The sequence below is a fragment of the Exiguobacterium sp. s89 genome (genome assembly GCF_018617735.1).
Taxonomy (GTDB): domain Bacteria; phylum Bacillota; class Bacilli; order Exiguobacteriales; family Exiguobacteriaceae; genus Exiguobacterium; species Exiguobacterium marinum.
In genome coordinates, this window is record NZ_JACSKS010000001.1 from 525,387 (window position 1) to 540,075 (window position 14,689).

Below are 14,689 nucleotides of genomic sequence, written 5' to 3' on the forward strand. Positions count from 1 at the left end.
CGAGTCGATATTGTGACAGTTTACCTGTGCCTTTACGACAAAAAAGAACCTCGTCTTCGATAAGACAAGGCTCTACGTTATATGTGATAAACGTCATTTATTTAGCAGCTTTTACGACTTTTAATTCGACTTCTTCCTCGAGTTCTTGTGCCTCACGGAGACCTTTCGAGTTAAGCCATGTATAGATGGCTCCCATGAAGAGCGCTCCACCGATAATGTTACCGAACGTCGCAGGAATCAAGTTGTGAATCGCACCTGCCATGCTGATCGTCTCAGGGTGTGGGACGACGAGCGTCAAGGCGAACAAGACGAAGTTGGCAATGACGTGGTCGAATCCTGAAGCGAAGAAGACCGCGACAAGAAAGATCATCGAGAAGATTTGAGCGAACTCATTTTTCATTTGTTTCGGTAAGAAAATAGCGAGACAGACCATCCAGTTACAGAAGATGGCGCGGAAGAAAATTTCGACCGTCGTATGATGCATTTTTCCCTCGACGACAGCGAACAACCAGTTGTTCATGCCAAGTTCTTGGATGACGCCAGTCGGTGCTAGTAATAATGCGAAAAGGATGCCCCCGAGTGCGTTCCCAACGAAGCAGAGCAACCAGACGAGCATCGTATCACTGAGCGTCGTATAGCCGCGCAATGTGGACGTCGTAAAATACATCGTATTCCCTGTGAACAACTCGGCTCCCCCATAGATGATCATGACGAGCGCGATCCCGAACGAGAAGCCCCCGATGAGTGTCGTGAACGGAGATTCCGCTAAATACATACCGTTAACGACTTTCAACGTAAAGATTGAAGCAAAGCCGATGAAGATCCCGGCTAACATTGCCCGTAAAAAGTATTCCATTGGACGATAATGAATCATTTGCGAGGAAGCCTGTGCTTTTTTCCGTAATGATTCGAGTGCATGGATTTCCATTGATGCCATGTCACAAACCCTTCTTTCTGAATAGTTAAATAGGAAAGTATCAGTTCTAATATGTGAAATCATTAACAATATAAACTGTACAGTCTCTGTTGACAATCACTTCTAGAAGGAATTGACAGAGTGTTCACATCGTAATCGTTTACATATGGCGGATTTGTGACAAACAAAAATGTTAGTGCAATTTGGAATCTGAAAATCGGGTGATGAAAATACTAATAACAACAGAAAGGGTTTTGTTGGAAAGTGTTAAAAGCTAAATCTACATTCAATTTTAAGATGTTTTCTCTAAGCTTTATTATTGTAATGATCCTTTCTTTCATTCCTCAAATCGGGATTAAAGAAGAGGGGCCCTACACATACTATGGATTTCCAGCCCGCTGGTTAGGGAACTTAGGAGAGGGAGATTACAGCTTTGAACTATTTGGACTGTTGTTTAATTTAGCTCTTCTATATTTTTTATTAATTTTCTTCAAAAAAATGATTGGAGCATGTGAACTACTCGCCACTTATTTGCTTCGCAAATTGAAGTGGGAGCTTCTTGGGAAGACCGCACTTTTACTAGCCACGGTTGTTTACCAAGCTCGTCGGATGGTTCCCACCCTGAAGGAATTCGTTTTAGTTTGCCAACATCAACAGGTTGATGCTCGCATTAATGTCGCGGTCATGATGAGCGCCACACGTACACGTCCATTCGCGTACATCCACTGTTTTCTTCTCGCCTTTTTCGCCGCAGGAAGAGCAGATTTGCGTCGATGCGTACCATTGATCCGCCTTGATGAGCGTCCGTCCGTAGAACTTACACTTGTATTCTAGCTGTCGAACGAACTCATACCAACTGACGTCGGCGATCGATTTGGCGACCTTGTGGTTCTTCATCATGTTGTTCGATTTCAATGTCTCCACGACGATGACTTGGTTCTCGTCAACGATTCGTTTCGACAATTTATGAAGAAAGTCTTTGCGTTGGTTTGCGATTTTCTCGTGTCTCCTGGCGAGAATCAGCCTGGCCTTCTCTCGGTTCTTGCTCCCGATCTTCTTTCGTGACAAAGCGCGCTGCGCCTTCTTGACCTTCTCTTCCGACTTGCGAAGGAAGCGAGGATTGTCAATCTTGTTTGAAACCATCTCGTCATTTGTCATGATGGCGAAGTGTTCAAGGCCGAGATCGATACCGATTTTACTTTTGGCAGGAATCCAATTTTTCTCATCTTGATCGACGAGGATGGAGACGAAGAACTTGCCCGTCTTCGTCATCGAGACCGTCACGGACTTGATGATCCCCTCGAAAGGACGATGTTGGTTGAACTTCACGAAGCCGATCTTAGGGAGTTTCACCTTCCCGTCCTCGATCCGGACGCTACCGTTCTGATTGTTGGTCGTGTAGGAGGCGCGGTCACTGTGCTTCGATTTGAACTTCGGGAAACCGACAGACCTGTCCCGGAAGAAGTTGGCGTATGCCTTGTTCAGATCCATCTGGGCGTTGGCAAGGGACAGACTGTCGACCTCTTTCAAGAAAGGGAATTCGGGCTTGTACTTCGCCGGGGTCGGGAGCTTCTGTTTCGCGTCAGGGTTCAGCTTCGACTCTTCATGCAGCCGGATACGCTCTTCGAGCATCTTGTTGTACACGAAACGGACGCAACCGAACGTCTTTATGAAGTATTCTTGTTGTAGCTTTGTCGGATATAGTCGAAACTTGTACGCCTTCAGCAACGTGATCACTCCTTCCCTTGTTTTTCGATGTATTGCCTGATGACGTCGATCGTCACACCGCCGGTCGTCACGAGGCAGTAGCTTCGAGACCAGAACATTTCTTTCCACAGTCGTCTCTTGACGTGTGGAAAGTCTCGTTTGATCAGTCGGCTGCTGGCGCTCTTGTAGGCGTTCAGAAACTTCGACATCTCTGTGTTCGGGTGGGCTTTGAACAACACATGGACATGATCACCGTCATGATTCCATTCGGTCAGTGTGATATGGTATGACGCGCCGATCCGTTCGAACGTTCGTCTCGCGAACTCCGAGACGTCGTCGTCAATCACCTTGCGTCTATATTTGACTACCAAGACGAGGTGATAATTCAGAAGAAAGACTGAATGTTTATTTGTATCCATTTTCATTGATATATCAGTCCTTTTGATTGGTTACACTGATTATATCAAGCCAATACAATTTTGCCAAGACGGGCGATTCATCTCCCACCTACGCTGGGCTTCGCCCCCAGACGCTTAGAGGAAGGAGAATTCTCGCCTACTATTGTTAAAAGGAAATAATAAAAATGGTTTCGACACCTGAAAATCGGTTGCTCAAAAAATGTTCAGTAAACAGAGCTGCTTCATAAACAGAGGAGCATCGCCCCATCTCGGGACGATGCTCCTCTCAATTGAGTCGTGTCATTATTACAGACACAGACGTAACTTTTATTCTTTATCCTCAGTCGATTCTTCTGTTTCTTCAGAAGATCCTTCTGAAGCTTCCCCTTCAGTTGAAGCTTCTTCCGTCTCTTCTTCCTCAGAAGCAACCGGCTCATTCACTGATGCGATATGCATGTCTGACTCTGAGACAATCGTGTACGATTTGTCTTTCGGAAGGTCTGCTACCGTCACCGAATCACCGATTTCGAGGTCTGACACGTCAAGTTCGATGCGTTCAGGAATGTTGGCAGGTGTCGCTGCGACCGTCACTTTATAGAGTGACTGGGCGAGGTATCCGCCTTCTTTGACGCCTTTCGCGTCACCAACAAGGATGATATCCGCTTCGACTTCTGTCTCTTCATCCATCTTCACAGCCATGAACTCAACGTGTTGATAGAAGTTTGTGAACGGGTTCGTTTCCGATCCGTGCACGAGCGTGTTGATTTTGTTTCCATCGTAATGGAGTTCAATCAAGGCATTGTCACCATGGTCTCGAAGAATTTTACGAAGATCCATCTCGTCAAACACGATTGGCGTACTGTCTACTTTATAGCCGTAGACGACGCCTAACGCTTTTCCTTCGTTACGCAACTTCGTGCGTAGTGAGCGTGGGCGTAATTCTCGTTTTGATACTTGAAGTTTGTTCGTCATTTTCTTTTCCTCCTACATGGATATACATTTCATGTCGACATCTTGAGGGTGAGGCAGTGAAAAAGCCACCTCTCAACCTCGATGCGTTGCGTGACATGTGTATAGTTTTCCCATGTGGACTGTTGAATAAACGTTACAGCGTATTAAAAAGAAGTAACAAGACGATTACATGACGCGTTTAAACAACTTCTCGAGTTCATACGTACTCCACTTCACGAGAATCGGTCGACCGTGAGGACATGTGAAAGGAGACGTTGTTCGGCTTAAATCATCAATCAATTGTCGCATCATCTCCATATTAAGTGGATGATTCGCTTTGATCGATCGTTTACACGCCATGAGAATTGATGCTTCCTCACGATATTTCGCAATATCAATCGAACGCTGTTGAATCGCCATCTCTACTAAATCACGAATCGTACCTTCTAAGTCATGTTGCGGATACCATGTCGGAATCTCGCGCACGAGGAACGTGTTGCCGCCAAACGGTTCTAACGTGATGCCGGCATCCGCTAGGAGCGGGAGTACTTCTTCGATGGCGAGCGTCTCTTCTTGTGTGAATTCTAACGTCAACGGAATCAATAGGAGCTGATACTCTTTTTCCGGACGTCCTAACTGCTCATAGAACAACTCATACTTGATGCGTTCCTGGGCGGCATGTTGGTCCATCACGTACATCCCGTCTTCCGCTCCACAGATGATATAACTTGAATGCAGTTGTCCGATGACGTCTAACGCCGGTAAACGCTCCGACTGATGTACAGGCTTTTCGACCTGTTTTGGTTCAATCATCTCTGGCTCCGGTTCATGAACGAGCGGCGCCGGATTCCACTGGGAAGGAGACGTGAGCGTCTCCTTCCGTTCTCTCGGAATCGGATAGTTCCACTCGACCGGATCTGCCTGTTTAGGTTGCGGCTCCATCGAAAAGTCGAGTTTCGACTGTTCAGACGGTGTCTCTCGTTTTGGCTTTAATTCTTGTTTCACAGACGGAATGAGACGTTGCTCACGGAGCGTCAATTGAACGGTCTCTCTGATGAGCTGGCATAGTTCTTTTTCTTTTGACAACCGCACTTCACGTTTCGTCGGATGGACGTTCACGTCAATCAACATCGGGTCCATCTTCACCTCGAGCACGGCAATCGGATAGCGACCGATCGGTAAGAGCGTATGGTAGCCCTCAAGCACACTTTGTGTCAGGGCAAAGTTCTTGATGCTTCGCCCATTTAGAATGAGAGTCACGTATTGTTTGTTCGAACGGGTCACTTCTGGGCGCACGAGATGTGCGCTCAGCGTATAGTCATTCGTCTTACTCGATGCCGTCACGATTTGTGCGGCGACTTGACGACCATAGATGGCGAGCATGACTTGTTTCAAGTCGCCATTCCCGTTCGTTCGCAACAATTCTTTCTCTTCATGGAAGACCGTGAAGCGAATCTCTGGATGAGACAGTGCCAAACGGTTCAACGTATCGGTAATGCTCGCAAGCTCTGTTGCTGACGTCTTCAAATATTTCAGACGGGCCGGTGTGTTGAAGAAGAGCTGGCTGACCGTAATTTCAGTCCCGACGTTCGTCGCTGCCGGATTCGTCGCCTTGACGACACCACCTTCAAGCGTCATTTCAAAACCGTCCTCGTCCGCACGTTTTGACTTCAATGAGACTTGACTGACCGAAGCGATCGAGGCGAGCGCTTCCCCGCGGAAACCAAGCGTCCGAATACGGAACAAGTCGTGCTCGTCCCGGATCTTACTCGTCGCATGTCGCAAGAAGGCTCGCGCCGCATCTTCTTCATGGAATCCATGCCCGTTGTCACGGACTTTGATGAGACGGATCCCCGCTTCTTGTAAGTCGACGTCTACTTTCGTCGCTCCCGCATCAATCGCATTTTCGACTAATTCTTTCACGACGGAAGCCGGTCGTTCGACGACCTCCCCGGCTGCGATTCGGTTCGCGAGTTGTTCCGGTAACTCTCGAATGATTCCCATCGACTCACCCTTTCTTTGCGGTCTGTTGCAGTTCATAAAGTGCCTGCATCGCTTCGATTGGATTCATTGCCAATAAATCGAGTTTAAGCAGTTGTTCCCGTACGGCGTCATTCGACTCGAACAGCGACAACTGGCTGACTTCTTTCACTGGAGGTGGAGCGGGTTGCTCGTTCAAACTCGGTTTTGTTGCTTCGGATTCAAGTTCTGACAGGATCGTCCGGGCCCGGTCAATCAACGAACCTGGGAGTTCGGCCAATTCTGCCACGTGAATCCCATATGACTTGTCGGCACGTCCCGGATGTACTTCATGCAAGAACACGACACGCCCATCCCGCTCAATCGCCCGGACATGGACGTTCTCAAGCGTCGGAATCGAATCTTCGAGCACCGTCAATTCATGATAGTGCGTCGAGAAGAGTGTCTTCGCGCCGATTGACGAGGCGATATATTCAACGATTGCCTGTGCGAGCGCCATTCCATCATACGTTGACGTCCCGCGACCAATCTCATCCAATAGAATCAGACTATTGCTCGTCGCTTCGGTGACGGCTTGTCGTGTCTCGGTCATCTCGACCATGAACGTCGACTGTCCGCTCACCAAATCGTCCGCCGCACCGATTCGTGTAAAGATTCGGTCAAAGAGCGGGAGTTCCGCCGCTTCTGCCGGGACGAATGAACCGATTTGATGCAGGATCGCAATCAAGGCAAACTGACGCATGTACGTCGATTTACCGGACATGTTCGGACCCGTGATAAGCAACATTTGACGTGTGTCGTCAAACGTCAAGTCATTGGCGACATACTCGCCTCTCGGCAGGACCGTCTCAATGACAGGGTGACGTCCGCGTTCGATTTGTACATGCTTCGCTGTAATCGGGCGGACATACTCTCGTCTTTCGGCCACGACGGCAAGGGCAAGGAGCACATCCAACTCGCTGAGTGAACGGGCCAATTGCTGAAGGTCCTTCGTGTACGTCTTCACTTCTTCACGAAGTGCGACAAACAAGTCATATTCAAGCGTACAGCTCTTCTCTTCCGCTCCTAAGATGAGCGCTTCTTTCTCTTTCAGCTCTGGCGTGATGTAACGTTCCGCGTTCGTCAACGTCTGTTTTCGCTCGTATCGTCCTTCTTCGAGCAACTTCGCATTCGCCTTCGTCACTTCCAAGTAGTAACCGAATACACGGTTATACCCGACTTTCAACGACTTGATGCCGGTCGCGATGCGTTCCTGTTGTTCGAGATTGGCGATCCACGATTTCCCGTTCGCTTTTGCCTCTAACAGTTCATTGAGCTCTTCAGAGTAACCGTGACGAATCATCCCACCTTCTTTCGTCGAGATCGGTGGTGAGTCGACAAGGGCAGCCCGAAGCTGATCACTCAACGTCTCGAACGAGTCAAGATTCTGTTCGATTTGCTGTAAGCGATCGGCTTTCACCGTCTGTAAGAGTGACCGGACGGCTGGCATCCGCTCGAGCGTGTCACGTAGTTGGACGAGATCCCGAGCATTCGCCGTCCCGTACCCGACTTTTGCGACAAGGCGTTCGATATCATAGACTCGCTTCAGCTCTTCTTGTAGTTGATCACGCAACATGAAGTCGTCCACTAAGTTCTCGACGGCGTCCTGTCGCTCTTTGATGCCTTGCTCCGTATAAAGGGGCTGTTCGAGCCAACGTTTCAACAACCGACCGCCCATCGCCGTCGTCGTCTCATCAAGGAGTGAAAGGAGTGACCCTTTCCGTTCCCCTGAACGAGCCGAACGGAACAACTCAAGATTTCGGGCCGTATTGGCATCGAGTTGCATATGTTGTTCAACTTCATAGGCGACAGCCGGTTGCAGGTGGTCAAGTGAACGTTTTTGTGTTTTCGTCAAATAGGCAAACAACAATTCAAATGCCGAGCGCTGTGCCTCATCTTTCGCACCTTGTGCGAGCGGACTATCCTGCTTGTCCACTTGAATCGAGAGAGGGATCCCGGTCTGTCGTAACAAATCAGACAGTCGCTCGTCCTCGACGATGACCTCATTCGGGAGTAACCCTTCGATTTCCCGTAAGACGGCCTCTTCTGACGAAAGTGTCGTTAACCACGATTCACCGGTCGTCACGTCACCTCGAGCAATTCCAAAACGTCCCGCGATATTTGAAATGGCGACAAGATAACGGTTCTCTTTCTCGCTAAGTGACGCCATATATGTACCTGGCGTAATCACTTGGATGACTTCCCGATTCACGAGCCCCTTCGTCGCTTTCGGGTCTTCCGTCTGTTCACAGATGGCGACGTTGAATCCTTTTTCAATCAGTTGTTCAATGTAGATTGCCGCCGAATGGTGTGGGACGCCACACATTGGAATTGGGTGTTCGGCCTGCTTCCCATTTTTAGAAGTGAGCGTGAGCTCTAACTCCTTTGCGACAATTTGCGCATCTTCAAAAAACAACTCGTAAAAGTCGCCGAGTCGATAGAATAAAAAGGCGTCCGGATAGTCTGCCTTGATGGAGAAATATTGTTTCATCATTGGTGTCTGATGGACTTCTTGCATGCTGATTCACCTCTAGAAAGTACAACAGCTGACCATCGGCCAGCTGTGTCGTTTTAGTATCCGCAACCGCCGCGTGCTTGTTCAGCCGCCATGCCGCTACCTGTCTTCCCTGCAAGGACGTCTCCGTCCGTCGATTCGATGATGCGATCCGTCACGGAGTTCGCGAGCGTGACCGTCACGTATTGAAGCAAATCGTTCACTTCGACTTGTGTTTCTTGGAATGCTTGAACGACCGGAATCGAGTCGAGTTCTTCCATCGCTTTATCAATCTTTTGCTCGACTTTCGCAAGTGCTTCCGTCTTGCCGTAGTGCTTACAGTTGACCGCTTCTTTTTGTAAGAACTTGATTCGTTTAATCAACGTCTGTACGCGGTCACTTCCGTTTACTTTCGCTTCCGCTTCCTTGAAACGTGCCACTTCTGGTGTTTGTGCTAATACGTCTGCCAATTCTCTTGCTTTTGCAATTACTTGTTGATCGGTCACCATTGTAAACCCCTTTATGTCTATGATGTAATCGTGCTCAATGGCACGTGAATGTTCTTTCTCATTCTAACATGAACGATTCGGAAACGGTACTAGCGGGATTTTAGGATTCACGTAACATATCCACATGTGGAATCCCGTCTTCATTGTAAATTTCACTAGTCCGTTTGAATCCGAACGATGCGTAGAATGGTTCTACATACGTCTGCGCTTGCAGATATAACGTCTCGTGACCGAAGTCCTTAATCGCCGCATCCATCAACGTACGGGAATACCCTTTCCCTCGATGTGTCGCTTTCGTCACGACACGTCCGATGGCGACCGGAGATGCTTCCGTCAACACGCGAAGCGCAGAGACGATCTCTCCATCTTCTTCAATCCAATAATGAATGGCTTGTTCATCTTTCCCGTCGATTTCTTGGTACGGACAGTTCTGTTCGACCACAAAAATCTCAGTCCGTAAAGCCAGCAAGCGATACAATTCTATCGTTGTCAATTCATGAAATGCTTTTTTCTTCATCAATATCCCCCTAATCAATCATCACCCCGAGCGATCGGGCGACATGTAATCCGCTCGTCATCGCGCCAATCGTCCCCGCTCCCGGAAACACGGTATCCCCGCACACAAAAAAGTTTGGCAAGTCGGTGCGATAACTCGCGGCACGAAACAGCGCCTGGCTTGACGTCTGGGCATAACCTCCGACTGCCCCATGTGGACGTTTCGTATATTTTACCCATGCCCCGGGTCCACCGGGAAGGAGAAGTGACGACTCACGATTCCACTCAGGAAATGCAGTCGCGACGACGTCGACGAGACGATTGGTCCAATCTTGTTCTAGTTTCTCATATGCCGCCCGGTCTTTCCAATCTTGCCATTCCGATAAATCAATATGTGTTGATACGGTGATGGTTCGTTCCGGTCGTTCTGTCCGTAACACGTCGCCTGGCGCGGACATCGAGATGAACGCATGCCCACTCGGTAATCGCTCGTGATAGATTTGTTGAAACAACGGTTTCTGTCGACACACATCCTCAGGCAAGACGAGGTACAGACTGAACGTACCCCATTGCGACTGTTTCAATTGTCTCCGATACTGTCGATTGAACCGTCCTCGATCCTTTCCTCTCAGAAGTTCGCTCGTCCGCTCAATCGGGATGGCGGAAACAATCACATCGACCAGTTCAAGTCGTCCTCTTCGATCGGTGACGAGCCACCCATCCGTCACTCGTTCGATGGACTGGACGTCCCTCCCTAATTTCGTCTCGCCACCAAACGTTCGGACGGCGCGCTCTAATGCAAGAGCCAATTGATACAGTCCCCCTTCTACATAATATGCCCCTTCATGATAGATCGATAGCGCCACAGCACTAAGTAAGTGACTCGCGTCTTTCGCTCCTGTCTGTAAACTGTCGAGCAGGACGCCATCGATGAATCGCTCGAACATCGTTCCGTTTAGTCCATGACGGGCTAACGTGTCACCGAGTGGGCGCTGGAGCTTCAGGAGTGCTGTCATTTGGTTCGGTCGGAAACCTTTTAGTGCGTAAACCATGTCCGAGACCGTGCGAAGTGGAAGAGCAGGCAACTGCTGAAACAATGGTCGAATCTTCTCAAAGTCTCCCCACACTTCACTGTAAAACGCATGGATTGCCTCGTAATGCTTTGGGAACACGCGACTGAGCTCATCAAGCAGACGTTCTCGGTCGTGATAATAGGTGATGGTGACGTCAGGCAGATGAATATCCATCACTTCATCGAGTAAGCTGACCTCAACTGATTCCCCCAGCTTATCGAGAACCCGCTGATGGACCCCTCCTCGTTCAAATCCCATTCCAAGCGTCGCGCCTGCCGGGAACAAGTAGTCACCCCGTTGAAACTTCCCGGCACACCCGCCCCATTCACGTGATGCCTCTAAGACGACTACATCATGCCCTTTCTGCTGCGCGAGCGCAGCTGCTGTTAACCCTGCGACACCTCCACCAATGACCCCGATTTTCATGTACATCCCTCCTCTCTGTATCATACCCGCTCTTTCAAAAAATTGAAGAAATGAATCGGTTTTTGAGATTCCAGCGTTCTTTTGAAGGGAACTGATTCTCTTATGCAGAAATAGTTCACATCTGAAAAGGTAAGGTGATGAAAATGCGCAGTCGTGTCATGGTTTATTTATTGATTCCCATCCTCATCTTTATTGGTATACTGATTACCCCGCCTTCTGAGGAGTCGCTCAAGCTCGCGACGATGACGGTCGTCAGCATTCAGGAAATGATTCCTTATGAAAAAGAGTATACGGCGCAAAAAGTGCTAGAAGAACGAACGATAGACGATAAGTCAGCCATCATCGAAGAATGGCGTCTCGAACGTGGGGCGAGAACATCGTACAGTTATGTGCTCAGACTGAGAGGGTTTGACCATGTGACACAGATTGATGCAGGCGCGGCCAACACGAGATCGGACGGATATTACGCGATGCAGGCGCATAGCCCTATTTTTGAGACGGACAAGCCGGTGTCCACGAACTATCCGATTGTCGTGTTCAGTTCGGAACAACGTCTTGTCATCGGACAGATGGATGTCCGGGTCATTTACGAAGAGGACAGTCAATTGAAGAAATGGATTGTATTGGAGGATGAGCAAGAATAGATGAGCAACTTACCGATTAATAGCAATATAAACATGAAACGAATCATGATTATCGGTTCAGGCGGTGCGGGAAAATCCACACTCGCCCGCCAGCTCGGTGAACGATTAAAACTTGATGTCTATCATTTAGATGCCCTCATGTGGAAACCGGGATGGGTGATGGCAACAAGAGAAGAACGAATCAGTATTCAACAGCAACTCGTGAAGAAAGATGAATGGATCATCGATGGAAACTTCGGGAATACGCTTGATTTACGATTGCAGGCAGCGGACACTGTCATCTTGATTGACCTACCACGCACCGTCTGTATATACCGTGTCCTTAAACGAGTAATCCGTTACCGTGGTACGACACGACCGGATATGGGCGCATCCTGTGAGGAAAAACTCGATTTTGCCTTCCTCAAATGGGTTTGGAATTTCCCAAACATTCAACGGCTACAGCTGTTGCAACAGATTGAACAGCATCCGACAAAACTCAATTTGATTCATTTGAAATCGCCACGAGCAGTCAAAAACTTGATTCAATCACTTTAAAACGCTTTCATATCGAAAGTGTTTATTCTTTTAAAAATTTTGTATATTTATTCTTTACAATTAATAATTATGCATATACACTTAGTCTCATCTACAACAGGGAGGCATTATACATATGAAAAAATGGTTATTAGCAGGTTCACTTATGATGAGCGCGGTATTACTCGGTGCATGTAGTCAAGAAACGGAAGGGGAAGCGACAGAACAGAAAACAATCGTTATGGGGACGAGTGCCGATTACTTTCCATACGAATTTGTTGATACAGCGAACGGGAATGCAATCGTCGGATTCGATATTGAAATCGCAGAAACGATCACGGAACGTCTCGGCTACGAATTGAAGATTGAAGATATGGACTTCGGTAGCTTACTCGGAGCCTTGAACAGTGGGCGAATCGACTTTGTCATGGCTGGGATGACACCAACAGAAGAGCGGAAAGAAAATGCAGACTTCTCGGACATTTATTTATCAGCAACAAACTTGATTATGACAAAAGACGAGTCGCTTCAGGCGATTGAAGATTTGTCTGGGAAGAAAATCGGTGTCCAAACGGCTTCGATTCAAGAAAACATCGCAAAAGAACAGGCTCCTGACGCTGAACTCGTATCATTGAACAAAATCCCTGAGATTGTTCAAGAGTTGAATACAGGTCGAATCGATGCGATGGTCATTGAAGACACGGTCGCACAAAAATACTTAGACCAAGATGACAACTTCTATACATTCGCTTTGAAAGAGGATGGCGAAAAAGGATCGGCAGCCGCCTTCAAATTAGATGATGAATTACGCGACCAGTTCAATGAAGAGTTGAACAAAATGATGGAGTCTGGTGAAATCGATGAATTGGTGGAAAAATGGTTCTCGATGGAGCCGACTGAATGAGACAAGTCAAGCTACCGATCTACCCCGTCGTCTATCCGACGGGACATCGGTTGAACCAAAATGAAAGTCAGTTCCCGTTACCTGACCGAATCATGAGCCAACTTGATTCGGTGACGTATCACGACTTACACGAATATCCGGTCGAACCGATCAATGAATTGTTCGAACACTACGCTGCGTACGTCGGCGTCACACCTGAGCAATTACTCGTCGGGTGTGGGAGTGATGAGATGATTCACGTCGTGACGCAAGCACTGCTCGCTCCACATGACATCGTCTTATCTCCTGCACCTGACTTTTCGATGTATCCGATTTTCACGACAATCGCACACGGTCATCATATTCAAGCCGTTGATTTGTCGTATGATGGAATAATAGAGGCGATTGAGATGCATCGTCCGAAGCTTCTCCTTCTCTCGAATCCGAACAATCCAACCAGAAAGCTTTGGAACGTGGAAGAATTGGCGCATCTCGCCTCACTCGTGCCGTACCTCGTGGTAGATGAGGCGTATATGGACTTCACACCAGATGCCAGCATGATCCCGTTCATTGCGAACCATCCGAATCTCATCGTCCTTCGCACGATGTCAAAAGCGTTCGGATTAGCGAACGTCCGAATCGGATTCATGGTGACGAACATCGAACTCGCACAATATTTCCGTCAATTCATCCCGCCATTTAACATTAGCGGGGTGAGCGCGAAGATTTGCAACATCTTCTTAAAAGACGTGACTTATCTTCAAGAAACAATCGAATGGCACGACGAGATGCGGCAAAAGTGGGCATTTGCCTTTGAATCCATCGGCCATGTCCTCCCTGCCACGACGAACTTTTTGTATGTCGAGTTAGAGCAGCCTGAAGCAGTATGGTCCCATTTGACTGCCTTGAACGTACACACGTCGAAACAACCGACGGGGATTCGGGTGACGATCGGTGATGAGGCGGCACTCCAGCTTACACAAGAAGCGATTCATCAGTACGTTGAATCCATGAACGTCAAAAACTCCTGAACCTCGTGTTCAGGAGTTTTTGTCAGTCGATCGTCTTGATCACACGTGCCGGATTACCTCCGACGACCGTTCGAGGCGGTACATCTTTTGTGACGACCGCACCGGATGCGACGACAGCCTCATCCCCAATCGTCACACCCGGGTTGATGATGGCCCCGCCACCGATCCATACGCGTTCCCCGATGGTCACCGGTTTTCCGAATTCATACCCAGAGATTCGCTCAATCGGATCAATGGGGTGTGTCGCCGTATAAATATGTACACCCGGTGCGAGCATGCAGTCATCCCCAAACGTGATGGGACAGATGTCTAGAAAGACACAATCAAAGTTCGCATAGAACCGCTCTCCCAAGTGAATATTGTACCCGTAATCACATTTGAAGTTCGGTTCGATGTAATACGACTCTTTCGTTGAACCAAGTAATGCGCTAAGAATTTCTTTTCGCTCTTCCAAGTCATCGATTCCTGAACGATTGAATCGCTCGGTTAATCGCCGAGCATGTTTCCTGTCGGCGACGAGCGTCTCATCACCAGCTAAATATAATTCGCCACGAATCATCTTTTCTTTTTCCGTCATTTTCATCCCTCCTCAATGAATAGTATAGAGGATTTTCAAATCATTTAGGG

14 protein-coding genes are annotated in these 14,689 nt (G+C 48.2%); 4 read left to right on the forward strand and 10 right to left on the reverse strand.

The genetic code is table 11. The features are described 5' to 3' along the window. Positions 1-97: 97 nt before the first annotated feature. The 9 genes from KNO96_RS02685 to KNO96_RS02725 all read right to left on the reverse strand — a co-directional run bounded on the left by KNO96_RS02685 (position 98) and on the right by KNO96_RS02725 (position 10,988). Positions 98-928 carry a formate/nitrite transporter family protein gene (locus tag KNO96_RS02685; RefSeq protein ID WP_034771482.1) on the reverse strand — a complete coding sequence of 277 codons (831 nt, stop codon included), beginning with the start codon at positions 926-928 and terminating at the stop codon, positions 98-100. A gap of 624 nt (positions 929-1,552) precedes the next feature. Next, entirely contained in the window at positions 1,553-2,644 is a 1,092-nt protein-coding gene (gene tnpB, locus KNO96_RS02690; RefSeq protein ID WP_214702157.1) for an IS200/IS605 family element RNA-guided endonuclease TnpB, read from the reverse strand. Positions 2,645-2,649: 5 nt separating this feature from the next. Further along, the gene (gene tnpA, locus KNO96_RS02695; RefSeq protein ID WP_214702159.1) at positions 2,650-3,048 is read right to left on the reverse strand and encodes an IS200/IS605 family transposase; all 399 of its coding nucleotides are present in this window, start codon (positions 3,046-3,048) and stop codon (positions 2,650-2,652) included. 300 nt (positions 3,049-3,348) lie between these two features. Then, positions 3,349-3,993 carry a 50S ribosomal protein L25/general stress protein Ctc gene (locus tag KNO96_RS02700; RefSeq protein ID WP_214702161.1) on the reverse strand — a complete coding sequence of 215 codons (645 nt, stop codon included), beginning with the start codon at positions 3,991-3,993 and terminating at the stop codon, positions 3,349-3,351. A gap of 165 nt (positions 3,994-4,158) precedes the next feature. Next, positions 4,159-5,976: a DNA mismatch repair endonuclease MutL gene (gene mutL / locus KNO96_RS02705; protein ID WP_214702162.1), complete on the reverse strand. Its 1,818-nt coding sequence runs from the start codon at positions 5,974-5,976 to the stop codon at positions 4,159-4,161. A 4-nt stretch (positions 5,977-5,980) separates the two neighbouring features. After that, positions 5,981-8,509, reverse strand: a complete 2,529-nt coding sequence (gene mutS / locus KNO96_RS02710) for a DNA mismatch repair protein MutS (protein ID WP_214702163.1) — start codon at positions 8,507-8,509, stop codon at positions 5,981-5,983. A gap of 53 nt (positions 8,510-8,562) precedes the next feature. Next, the gene (locus KNO96_RS02715) at positions 8,563-8,994 is read right to left on the reverse strand and encodes a YlbF/YmcA family competence regulator (protein WP_012726155.1); all 432 of its coding nucleotides are present in this window, start codon (positions 8,992-8,994) and stop codon (positions 8,563-8,565) included. Positions 8,995-9,094: 100 nt separating this feature from the next. Further along, positions 9,095-9,511 (reverse strand): GNAT family N-acetyltransferase, encoded by a 417-nt coding sequence (locus tag KNO96_RS02720; RefSeq protein WP_214702164.1) that lies wholly within the window; start codon positions 9,509-9,511, stop codon positions 9,095-9,097. A 10-nt stretch (positions 9,512-9,521) separates the two neighbouring features. After that, positions 9,522-10,988, reverse strand: a complete 1,467-nt coding sequence (locus KNO96_RS02725; RefSeq protein ID WP_214702165.1) for a phytoene desaturase family protein — start codon at positions 10,986-10,988, stop codon at positions 9,522-9,524. Positions 10,989-11,125: 137 nt separating this feature from the next. Between KNO96_RS02725 and KNO96_RS02730 the strand changes: the two genes are divergently transcribed. From KNO96_RS02730 to KNO96_RS02745, 4 genes are all read left to right on the forward strand, one after another. Further along, positions 11,126-11,632 (forward strand): hypothetical protein, encoded by a 507-nt coding sequence (locus KNO96_RS02730; RefSeq protein WP_214702166.1) that lies wholly within the window; start codon positions 11,126-11,128, stop codon positions 11,630-11,632. A gap of 33 nt (positions 11,633-11,665) precedes the next feature. Next, complete coding sequence (locus KNO96_RS02735) at positions 11,666-12,169, forward strand: DNA topology modulation protein (protein ID WP_214702850.1); 504 nt, start codon at positions 11,666-11,668, stop codon at positions 12,167-12,169. Between the two features lie 115 nt (positions 12,170-12,284). Next, positions 12,285-13,052: a transporter substrate-binding domain-containing protein gene (locus tag KNO96_RS02740; RefSeq protein ID WP_214702168.1), complete on the forward strand. Its 768-nt coding sequence runs from the start codon at positions 12,285-12,287 to the stop codon at positions 13,050-13,052. Beyond that, positions 13,049-14,062: a pyridoxal phosphate-dependent aminotransferase gene (locus KNO96_RS02745; protein ID WP_214702169.1), complete on the forward strand. Its 1,014-nt coding sequence runs from the start codon at positions 13,049-13,051 to the stop codon at positions 14,060-14,062. The genes KNO96_RS02740 and KNO96_RS02745 overlap by 4 nt, the downstream gene beginning before the upstream one ends. A gap of 22 nt (positions 14,063-14,084) precedes the next feature. Here KNO96_RS02745 and KNO96_RS02750 read toward each other — a convergent pair whose 3' ends face one another. Next, positions 14,085-14,639 (reverse strand): maltose acetyltransferase domain-containing protein, encoded by a 555-nt coding sequence (locus tag KNO96_RS02750; protein ID WP_285800471.1) that lies wholly within the window; start codon positions 14,637-14,639, stop codon positions 14,085-14,087. Between the last annotated feature and the right edge of the window lie 50 nt (positions 14,640-14,689).